Consider the following 9796-nt stretch of genomic DNA (forward strand, 5'->3'; position numbering starts at 1 on the left):
GTTCGCTGACTTCTGTTTCAAGTGCTGAGGTTTTGGACGGCTTCATGGGTTGAGATTATGCCCGACTCGAATACACAAAGTTTTGATGCCTGTGTGTTGACTCCCTACGAATTCTGAGCAGTTACCAGAAAGCTGCAGCCGTCGGTGTCTGTCAGCCAGAGGTAACGCAAAACCAGAAGCGTGAAAGCCGATTCATCTTCTGAGTATCGTTTCAGCAGGCTCTCCAAACCAAGCCTGGCATCCTGAACTCTCAGGTCTTCGAGGTCGGTTTGTATTGTTTGGTATTCTGGCCACCATGAGGGCGAAGTGTTGTTATAAAGTTTGTCCAGGTCTGTGAAAGAAGCGTTGGCCAGAGCCATATGCTCCACGAATAGAGCTAAACAGAAAACAAAGAATGCCCGACTTCTGGAGAGCACCAGAGATCCTTAGAGATTAATGGATGTCTGAAATAAAGTAGACGGGTACAGGCAGGCTGCAAGCATTTGTGATGGGAACGTTTGTTACATCCTTATCAGCCGATGCAGTTACTGAATAGACAAATGCTCAATCGTATTAACCTCTTCATCCGTCAAAGCCACTTTGTCGCAATGAAGATCCTGGTTCATATGATCAGATTTTGAGGTGCCGGTGAGTGTGAACATGTCCATCTTGTGAGCAGCCTGGAAAATAACTTGTGCTGCAGTCAAACCGGTTCGGCTGACGATGGCCTGAAACTGAGGGTGGGTCAGTATGACCTGGTTGGCAGTGAGTAAAGAAAAGCCCTGGTAAACAATATCGTGTCGCTGACAGGTGTCCCTTACTTCTTGGTCCCAGCCCATTGAGGCAAAGCAACGGTTCTGGACAATTCTTGGACGAATGGCTGCATGGTGCGTCAACCCTTCCAGCTGAAGTGCAGAAAAGTTGGCTACACCTAGCAGCTTGATGCGACCTTCCCGATACAGTTTTTCCATTGCCATCCAGACTTCCAGGTCTTCCTCCGAGGTGCCTTCCCTGTGCGAAGGAGCGTGCATCAGGTAGGCATCCAGATAGTCGGTTTCAAGATGCTCGAGGGTCGACTGGAAAGATTGAAAGACTTGTTCGGTCAGGCTGGCAGAAGGGTTATAGGGGAGTCGATCATCCTGACCTCCCTGATAGGTAAACTTGGACTGCAGGAAGAGTTGTTCGCGGCTTGATTTTCCCTGCTGGTAGATTTTCTGCAAGCCATGGCCCACACCGGCTTCAAAATAATGTTTGCGCTGATTAGCCGTATCTATTCCTGTGAAACCCTGGTTGAGGGCATTCTCTACCAGTCCCTGGGTGGCTTCTTCTTTCCACGCTGTACCGTATATAAAGCAGGGGACCCGAACACCGTTGATGTCCCTGGACGATCGGGCTGTATTGAGCTGGCTCATGGTTTTTCACCTCTGGGTCTATGTCCCTCTATTTTTATATATAGAGCCTGAACATGAATATTTCGAGTCAGATAGCAGACAGGCTTTGAAACTCGGTCAACACAAAGTGGTCTGTCATGCCGCTGACGTAATCAATCAGTAATCTCGCCCGGTAATACCACTCCAGGTCGTCCTGTTCTTCACGGGTGTAATCACTGTCGGACAATGATTGCACCGCCAGGTGATAAGCCATTTTATGCTTACCGGACAGTCGATGGTAAAGACGTTGCTCGATAAAGTGTCTGCTGGAATCTTTTTCACTGATGCCGGTAAATTCTTCACGGGTTAATTCCAGCAAGGGCTGGAAAATATCCATCAGTCCCATCAGAGCCGAGTATCCCCTGAGTTCCGGGGTTTCTTTTTCCATGCTGCTAAAGACATGGCGGATCGCTACGGTTTTCAGGGTATCAAGGGCAAGGTGCTGATCGGACTGACCATCAATCAAAGGTTCGTCCAGTGTGCCATCAAAGACCGCCTGGTGCTGTTGCAGATAGCGTTTCGCCGCATAATCCACCAGATCTCTCACCAGCCGGGTGCGCAGACGGACAATAAACTCCTGCTTGTTGTTACCGGCCCTTTGTATCGCCGACGCCATAATGTTGGGCAGATAGTCGTTATGTTCAGTGAACTCTTCCCAGACTTCGTAGAGCCTGAAGCGAAGATCGCGAAAAGAGAGAATTCCCTTGTCGACCGCGTCTTCCAGATCGGCAATGCAGTAAGAAATGTCGTCGGCGGCCTCCATGATGTACACCAGAGGGAATCGACAGCCATCATTGATCGACAGATGTTGCCAGATATCGCTGACGAGGTTGGCTTCCGAAAAATAATAACCCGGCTTCTTCTTGCGATAGGCGTCGGGTGAACCTTCGTCGGGTCTTGGCTCGTAGGGTGTACGGGTGTATTTCATCAACGCACCCATCTGGGAATAGGTCAGATTCAAGTCCTGAAGGTGATGAATAACCCTTAACGCCTGAGCATTGCCTTCATAGGTGAACAAGTCTGGCAACAGGGTCGATTCCAGTAGAGTGGACCGGATTTTCTGTCCCCTGAACGCTTTCTCATAACAGGGCCGGGCTTTATCCTGCATCCAGCGGCTGATGGCGGCTTCACCAAAATGACCAAAGGGAGGGTTGCCTATGTCATGCATCAGGCAGGCCATTTCCACCAGATTGATAAAAGCCGTCTCTTGGTTATTCAACCCCAGTGACTGCAATTGACCGGCTTCGGACAGGCGTTGAAGAATAGTTTGCGCCAGAAAGCGTCCCGTCTGTTGCACTTCCAGGGAGTGAGTGAGACGACTGCGAACAGCGGCATTGGTTTCCAGGGGATACACCTGGGTCTTTTGCTGAAGTCGGCGAATGGCCGCTGACTGTATGATCCGTCCCCGGTTGCTTTCTGTTTCGGTCAGCAGGTCCCGGTTTGGGTCAGCAGAACTGACTCTGGGGCGAGCGCAGGTGAGCTTAGTAAGATAGTTCATGCTGATCATAGTCGGCAGGAACCGTTTGAAGGTGAGGTTTGCAGTGGTTTTCAAGCAGCTGGTAGCCACAATCAAGCAGAGGTTGAGAGTCTCTTGTCCAGCGGCCGTTGATATGTTGCTGGATTCGGGGTTTGCTGGAATAACAGCCTGAAACCCACTGCACCATATTCCATTCGTCTCGCATTCCCTTGCTGCTATCAGGGGAGTAGTGGTGAAGGTAATAATTCAGGAACGCGGCTCTTTTGTCATTATCTCTGGCAATGTCTCCGTATACAGCAGGGGAGTCGTGAGCCAGCTCATCCAGGTAGTTAGACAGATCATTACGGGGTGCATCAGGAGAGAGCTTCAACAGAGATACCACGTCCCGGTGATCCATGTAGTAAATCCAGTCGATGGTGCCCTGGCAATTTTCGCCCATGAGAACTTGTGTCCACATGTAGAGATATTCTCCACCACTGGCGGATTCTCCGTTGAAAGGAAGCAGCTCAGTTTCTATCTGACCGGGAAGAATAATTTCTAACTCTGACTGAGGGTATCTATTCAGGAGAGCCTGCTTCATCTCACTTCCAAGAAACTTATTAAAGGCCCGGACACCGCCATTATGAGAGTTCAGAGGAAGGCTGATATAGACAATGCGTTTTTTGTTTGAGCGACCCTGCTGAATCTGCTTTCTCAGTCTGACAACCAGGTTATCGATGATTTCATCCCAGGCTGGACGAACAGAGTATTGGGTACCCAGGCAGGTAGTGCGTGTCTGCGGGAAAAGAGGCGATAAGGGTTCTGCACTGACACCAGCACAGCAGATGACTATCGCTGCCAAAAGCCAGCGGGCTCGAAAATGCATAAGGTTGTGGCCAAAAGAATTAAACCCAGTAGATTATAGCCCGGATATTTCATAAACTGCCCCGAATCTCGCGCAGGCATTTGTCGCTCTAAGGGATTTTGCGAAGGAGTGCCGTACCGGGGAGTACGGTCGACTGAGTAAAACTCCCTTAGAGCGGCAAAGGGCAAGTGAGAACGGGAGCATGTTTATGAAATATCCGGGTTAGATGCTTTTCAATCAACAGCCGTTTGAGAAACAACATGACAGTAAAAGCAAACTATCGCTTGAATATGGTGACGAACAGGTTCACTGGACTGGGAGAGTCTGAGTTGACTGAGGGGTTTTATATTCGTCAGGCGGGCACTGAATTTCGTCGGCAGTGGGTGCAGGTTGCTTATAGAGCAGGAGAGTTTTCAACGTATGAGGCTTCATTACAGCGTTATGATCTTGAGTTTGAAAAGGCTAATGAGCAGACGGTTAGAGACCGGGTATTTTACCTTTGTAATGATGAAAATGAGGCTATTGGCACAGCGACAGCCTGGTTTCATCAAGAGCAGAAGCAACTGGGTCGTTTGCACTTTGTTGCTTTAATGGACAAGTATCAGGGCAAAGGTTTGATACGCCCTTTACTGGAAGCTACTCTATCGAAACTGCAACAGCTTCATGAAGACTATTGGCTGACTACCCAGCCACGAAGTATGAAAGGCATTAAGCTTTATCTGGACTATGGTTTTCTACCAGTGGTGGAAAATGAGGAAGACAACCGTGTCTGGAAACATTTGTTTAATAAGCTGGGGCGGAACTGGACTCCTGGCCAGAGTCGTACTTTGTCTTCTGTGCGTCATCCTGATGGAGCCCTCTCGGGCGGATACTTCATCACAGGGCCAGAAAATAGTGATGATCTCTCAGACTGATACAGCTGAATGCATTGAGGGCGAGTCATTTTTATGCGTTGATGAGCTCTTGAATCAACCTGAGATGCCTTCACTTGTTCAGTCCTGTGGTGTCGAACTTCAGGCCATCAAGGTGCTGGTGGCAGGAGCCGCTTTATTCACTTTTTATACAGTCTGGTATGTTATCGGAGGAATGGAGTGGTCAGGTCAGTTGGTGAGCGCAGTACTACCGCTGATGGCCATGGATAAGCTCGCGGCCGGTGTTTTTATTACCGGAATGTTTTGTTGGCTGACAGGCATTTATCAATGGCGGGAAGGTCCGACAAAATCGATCCGGTTTGTGGTCTCCATGGCAGGCTATTCTGTTCATCTGCTCTATGACACGATTAGAAAGAAACTTATCATAGAGAGATGGGACGATCCCCCACCATCGATCTGATAGAAAATTTGTTGACAGAATGCGATTAATCATTGCTGAAAAACCCAGTCTGGGCAGGGCAATAGCCGATGTGCTGCCCCGGCCTCATAAACGACAAGATGGATATATTGAGACCGCATCGGGCGATGTTGTGACCTGGTGTATAGGCCATCTGCTGGAGCAGGTTGAGCCTGAGAATTATGATCCAGCTTACAAGCAATGGCGTTTTGAGCATTTACCTATTGTTCCCCAGCAGTGGCAATTGCAGCCACGTAAAAACACCCGCTCCCAGTTATCGGTCATTCGCAAGCTGTTGAAGACAGCTGATGTCATTGTTCATGCGGGAGACCCGGACAGGGAAGGGCAACTGCTGGTGGATGAAGTTCTGGACTATCTGAAACTGTCCCAGACCCGTAAGAAAAGCGTCCGTCGTCTTCTGGTGAATGACCTGAACAGTTCAGCGGTCAAGAAAGCCATTGACCGGATGCAGAGTAATTCCGATTTTGTTCCTCTTTCAGTGTCGGCCCTGGCGCGCTCTCGTGCCGACTGGCTCTATGGTATCAATTTAACCCGTGCCTATACCGTCCTTGGAAAAAAAGCAGGTTATGGCGGGTTACTCTCGGTCGGTCGGGTTCAAACACCGATTCTGGGTCTTGTAGTGCGCCGAGATGAAGAGATTGCCAACTTCCAGCCCAAACCTTATTTCGAAGTATTTGCTCTGCTGGTGACCGATCAGGGAGAGAGCTTCAAAGCCCGGTGGCAGCCCAGTGAGGCTTGCCAACCCTGGATGGATGACGAAGGTCGTGTACTGGATCGACGTCTGGCAGACAATGTAGTGGGCAGAATACAGGGCAAGCAGGGCGAGGTCAGTAAACTGGATAAGAAGCCGGGCAAAGAGTCTCCGCCTTTGCCTTATTCACTTTCTGCCCTGCAGATTGATGCAGCCAAACAGCTCAGGATGAGTGCAAAGGAGGTGCTGGATGTCTGTCAGAAACTGTATGAGCAAAAGCTGGTGACCTATCCCCGATCGGATTGTCGCTACCTGCCAGTGGAACATTTCAGAGAAGCGCCTGAAGTACTGGGGGCCATCCGAAGCAATGATGAAAACCTGACCCAAGCTGTGGATGGCGCACTACCTGATCGTAAAAGCAAAGCCTGGAATGACAGCAAGGTAGGTGCACACCACGCCATTATCCCGACCACCCGAAGGGCTGATATTTATAAAATGGGTGATCGTGAGCGCAAATTGTATAGCCTGATTGCCCGACAATATGTCGCGCAGTTCTATCCGGATCATCGGTTTCTAGCCCGAAAAGTCAGTGTCATCATTGAAGGTGGACTGTTCACAGCCAGTAGCCGGGAAGTGCAGGAGGAGGGCTGGAAAGCTCTTTTCCCTCGCAAACCATCCTCTCCGGACAAAGAAGACAGTCAAAGGCTGCCGGAGTTGCAGCAGGGGCAGACTCTGTTATGCAAAGAAGCCGAGTTAGCAGAAAAACAGACGCAGCCACCCAAGCCCTTTAACGATGCCACCCTGTTGTCAGCTATGACAGGCATTGCCCGATACGTGAAGGATACCGAGATCAGGAAGGTACTGAAGGAAACCGATGGCTTGGGTACAGAAGCCACCCGGGCTGGTATTATCGAATTATTGTTCAGCCGGAAATACCTGGCCCGCCAGGGTAAAAGTATTCATGCTACAGAAACAGGGAAAGCGCTGATAAAGGCTTTGCCAGAGCCCGTGAGCCGACCGGACATGACCGCCCGCTGGGAAGCCTCTCTCAATCAGATAGTGGAGAAACAAGGTTCTTACCAGACCTTTATGGATCAGCTGGAACAACAACTGGCTCAACTGTTACAGGAAGCAGGGCAGTCCGGCACCATCAATGTCCAGGGGTTGCCTCCGGTATCGGCATCCCGGTTCAAAAAGAAAACCCGGCGCAGAAAAAACACACGACGAACTACCTGACAGGAGAAAGAGGGCTGAAAAGTGAATCAGTCCACAGGTTTATTCCTGTTAGCCGCAGGTTTACTCCAAGAATCTTCGGTTTCTTACAGAGGCTGTGGTAGAGTGTTTATCGAATTTTTCTGATTCCATACAGCCAGACGCGTAAAGCCTAGTCTGCCAACGCTTATGGCAGTGGATGAATATCACTTCGAACAGGATCAATCCCCCCATGTATAAAGCTTCTCTGGCCATTCTGGTTGGGCTGGGTATGACCGGACTGGCATCCGCATCGGACAATTACTCTTACACCTGCACCCACGCTAATCAAGAACGCAAGATCGACGTCATTTACCTCCAGCGCGAGTCCAGTGTGCCCTGTGAAGTTCGCTATACCAAAGATGGTCAGGAAGAAACACTTTGGAACGCCAGTTATACCGAAGGTTATTGTGAAGAAAAGGCTACTGAGTTTGTGAAAAAGCAGGAAGGCTGGGGTTGGAGTTGTTCAGTGGATCAGCCTGAAACCGATGACAGTTTACCTGAAGATGCTGAAGTCAAAGCTTCAGAGTCTGACAAGCACGAGCGTTGAAATCACAAGCTTTTACTGGTTAGAGAAGAGCGATTAAACGCTAAAGAACCTGCCTGCCCGGCAGCATGAATCTGAATCAATGAATGATTTTCGATGGAAATCGAACTCTGTGGCCAGATCCGGGTCATAGAATGATCAAGATCTGATTCAGGAATGCTTCATGCTGCCAGCTTACTCTCCCTTCGATACGTATTAACAGTCAGCAGTTCATTCTGAAGGGCTATGTCAACACTGGCTTTATCCGTCTACGATTTAAATGTAAACAGTGCGGTGAAAAGATGAAGCACATAGGGTTCAGTTTCCTAAAACCGACCTGAAGCAGTAATGCAGAGATAAACACCGCCATTCACCAGCAGGGGGAGTAGTCAGTTCAACCAGACAGAGTTACAAGACATTTGACGACTGTCATGCAGTGGTTAGGTGTCTTTCGCCCTGAATAAAGTGAGTTCAGCAAAAACTCGCTGATTCGAGTCCCGCCAGAAAAGAAAACTTCATTAGACCACCCTCAGCAGAAATCAACCGGGCTTGTGCAACAACCGGATAAGATTGCGGCTGGGCGTAATCTATCCTAATTCGTTTATCCTAACTCGTTATGCAGCTGCACTTGAGGTTTGCTGGGTGTAAAGAAAATCCAAATAATCTAGGTTAAGGGAACTTTTCTTTTTAAATTATATCAAATAATTGAATAAAAAATTTTAAGGATATAAGAGTATGGACGCAGCGGTATCAAGAACACCTGAATCAATATTTTCATCTATTAGCCTTGAGAAATCAAATGAGACAAAATCAGAAGGCACTATAAAGGCCCTAGAAGCTAATTTTGTTGAAAATAAAAGCATCAACTCAGATCGATGTAGTACACAGCAAGAGAGCGCTTTCAGCTTACATTCAAGGAGTATAGGAGCAGTCCCTCAACTGAATGATAAGAGCCAAAGAATCTTACAGTTAGAGGCTAGTTTGCTAGAACACTTTCCTGTACCTGTTTTTAACCCTGTAGACTATGATAGAAGAGCAGGTTCTATTGGCTGCCCAGACCATTACTTTATTTCTAATGAGTACCCTGAGGAAGGCACTGAAAAAGATGGGATTTCTCATCCCTATGCAAAAAGTCCTGTTGACTATCAACGTACTTTACTAGCATTAAGGGATAAAGTGCCGTTAGATACTAATAATTTGCGTGTTGCTTTACTTATTGGTGAAAGCTCCATATTAACATGCTTACCTGAATTGGATAAGATTTGTGATTTAATTATCATACTTGATAATGATCCATTCTTACTTAATGTGGTCATGGAAAGAATTGAGCAAATTAAAACAGCTGATATAATGGATGAATTATATTTAAATCTATCTATTTGTGATAGATTTATATCAAATCAACATATTCAAGAAAGATTTCTTTTAAAGTGTACAAAGCAAAAGAAATCAACAGGTGATTTTCATCCATTCTCCTCTCCATCACGACTTTCAGCAGTTAAAAAATCATTATCAGACCTTCCCATAATACCAGTTTATGCAAACCTGTTTAGTCAAAAAATGATGAAAGAGTTTACAGATATATTGAGTCAGCATCAATCTGATCTAGAATTCTTCAATCTGACGAATGTTCTTGACTACAATACTCATTTTTATGCTCCAGGATTAAAAAATAATTATCTAGGAAGAGGAAGTGATTACCTTTTCTTAGATAAGAGTGAATGTTATAAGCACTTAAAGAGATTGCCTATACACCCTACTACTTTATGTGCGTATTCGACATTTTTATCTTTGTTTAGAAGCGCCAGTGGTTACGCTTATGGAAATGACATTTGGGAACATATTAAAGATATCCCATCGTCATTTTAATGAGATTTAATTTATTGTATGAGGCTGCATAAGTACCCAACCACATGAAATCGAATATTTCTGACTCATTGCTCAGGCACTGGTCGGCGTTGCAACTCTGGTCACATAGCTCGCTATGCTCCCGTCGTTGCGCCTTTATGCCCTTTGGGTATTGTCCAGTACCTGATCAATAAGCCAGAAATATTCGATTCCATTTGGCCGAGTACTTAATCGGGATAGGGCGAAGCCTCACGGCTCCGCTCCTCCCACACCACGTAAGCGGTCAAACAGAGCCCAGACTCCCCCTACTTGTCCAGAGGTGCTTTTAACGGATTTTTTCCAAAGCGCTCTTTCCAATTCCGCGGAATCAGTTCATCTATTTGTCGGGCGGGGTGCTGGC

Annotated in this window: 9 protein-coding genes; 5 read left to right on the forward strand and 4 right to left on the reverse strand. The window is 47.4% G+C overall.

What is annotated here, in order from left to right; all coding sequences use genetic code 11:
- Window positions 1–104: 104 nt before the first annotated feature.
- From ACR2PX_RS22625 to ACR2PX_RS22640, 4 genes are all read right to left on the reverse strand, one after another.
- Entirely contained in the window at window positions 105–416 is a 312-nt protein-coding gene (locus ACR2PX_RS22625; RefSeq protein WP_434001617.1) for a hypothetical protein, read from the reverse strand.
- Window positions 417–524: 108 nt separating this feature from the next.
- Entirely contained in the window at window positions 525–1391 is an 867-nt protein-coding gene (locus ACR2PX_RS22630) for an aldo/keto reductase family protein (protein WP_434001618.1), read from the reverse strand.
- 67 nt (window positions 1392–1458) lie between these two features.
- Complete coding sequence (gene dgt, locus ACR2PX_RS22635; protein ID WP_434001619.1) at window positions 1459–2907, reverse strand: dGTPase; 1449 nt, start codon at window positions 2905–2907, stop codon at window positions 1459–1461.
- Window positions 2891–3751 carry a hypothetical protein gene (locus tag ACR2PX_RS22640; RefSeq protein WP_434001620.1) on the reverse strand — a complete coding sequence of 287 codons (861 nt, stop codon included), beginning with the start codon at window positions 3749–3751 and terminating at the stop codon, window positions 2891–2893. Before ACR2PX_RS22640 ends, dgt begins: the two co-directional genes overlap by 17 nt.
- A 239-nt stretch (window positions 3752–3990) precedes the next feature.
- On the opposite strand from ACR2PX_RS22640, the gene ACR2PX_RS22645 reads away from it, so the two are divergent.
- From ACR2PX_RS22645 to ACR2PX_RS22665, 5 genes are all read left to right on the forward strand, one after another.
- Window positions 3991–4644, forward strand: coding sequence for a GNAT family N-acetyltransferase (locus ACR2PX_RS22645; RefSeq protein ID WP_434001621.1), 654 nt, complete (start codon window positions 3991–3993; stop codon window positions 4642–4644).
- A gap of 64 nt (window positions 4645–4708) precedes the next feature.
- Entirely contained in the window at window positions 4709–5062 is a 354-nt protein-coding gene (locus ACR2PX_RS22650) for a hypothetical protein (protein ID WP_434001622.1), read from the forward strand.
- Between the two features lie 19 nt (window positions 5063–5081).
- Window positions 5082–7007 carry a DNA topoisomerase III gene (locus tag ACR2PX_RS22655; RefSeq protein ID WP_434001623.1) on the forward strand — a complete coding sequence of 642 codons (1926 nt, stop codon included), beginning with the start codon at window positions 5082–5084 and terminating at the stop codon, window positions 7005–7007.
- A gap of 208 nt (window positions 7008–7215) precedes the next feature.
- Entirely contained in the window at window positions 7216–7572 is a 357-nt protein-coding gene (locus tag ACR2PX_RS22660; protein WP_434001624.1) for a hypothetical protein, read from the forward strand.
- 711 nt (window positions 7573–8283) lie between these two features.
- Window positions 8284–9417 carry a hypothetical protein gene (locus tag ACR2PX_RS22665; protein WP_434001625.1) on the forward strand — a complete coding sequence of 378 codons (1134 nt, stop codon included), beginning with the start codon at window positions 8284–8286 and terminating at the stop codon, window positions 9415–9417.
- Window positions 9418–9796 lie beyond the last annotated feature (379 nt).

Origin of the sequence: Endozoicomonas sp. (assembly GCF_051008435.1) — a bacterium.
GTDB lineage: Bacteria > Pseudomonadota > Gammaproteobacteria > Pseudomonadales > Endozoicomonadaceae > Endozoicomonas_A.

What these genes read in the sequence shown, in the direction of transcription:
- ACR2PX_RS22630 (WP_434001618.1), bottom strand. Translation starts at nt 1,391, where the DNA reads ATGAGCCAGCTCAATACAGCCCGATCGTCCAGGGACATCAACGGTGTT.
- ACR2PX_RS22640 (WP_434001620.1), bottom strand. Translation starts at nt 3,751, where the DNA reads ATGCATTTTCGAGCCCGCTGGCTTTTGGCAGCGATAGTCATCTGCTGT.
- ACR2PX_RS22665 (WP_434001625.1), top strand. Translation starts at nt 8,284, where the DNA reads ATGGACGCAGCGGTATCAAGAACACCTGAATCAATATTTTCATCTATT.
- ACR2PX_RS22650 (WP_434001622.1), top strand. Translation starts at nt 4,709, where the DNA reads ATGCCTTCACTTGTTCAGTCCTGTGGTGTCGAACTTCAGGCCATCAAG.
- ACR2PX_RS22660 (WP_434001624.1), top strand. Translation starts at nt 7,216, where the DNA reads ATGTATAAAGCTTCTCTGGCCATTCTGGTTGGGCTGGGTATGACCGGA.
- ACR2PX_RS22655 (WP_434001623.1), top strand. Translation starts at nt 5,082, where the DNA reads ATGCGATTAATCATTGCTGAAAAACCCAGTCTGGGCAGGGCAATAGCC.
- ACR2PX_RS22645 (WP_434001621.1), top strand. Translation starts at nt 3,991, where the DNA reads ATGACAGTAAAAGCAAACTATCGCTTGAATATGGTGACGAACAGGTTC.
- dgt (WP_434001619.1), bottom strand. Translation starts at nt 2,907, where the DNA reads ATGAACTATCTTACTAAGCTCACCTGCGCTCGCCCCAGAGTCAGTTCT.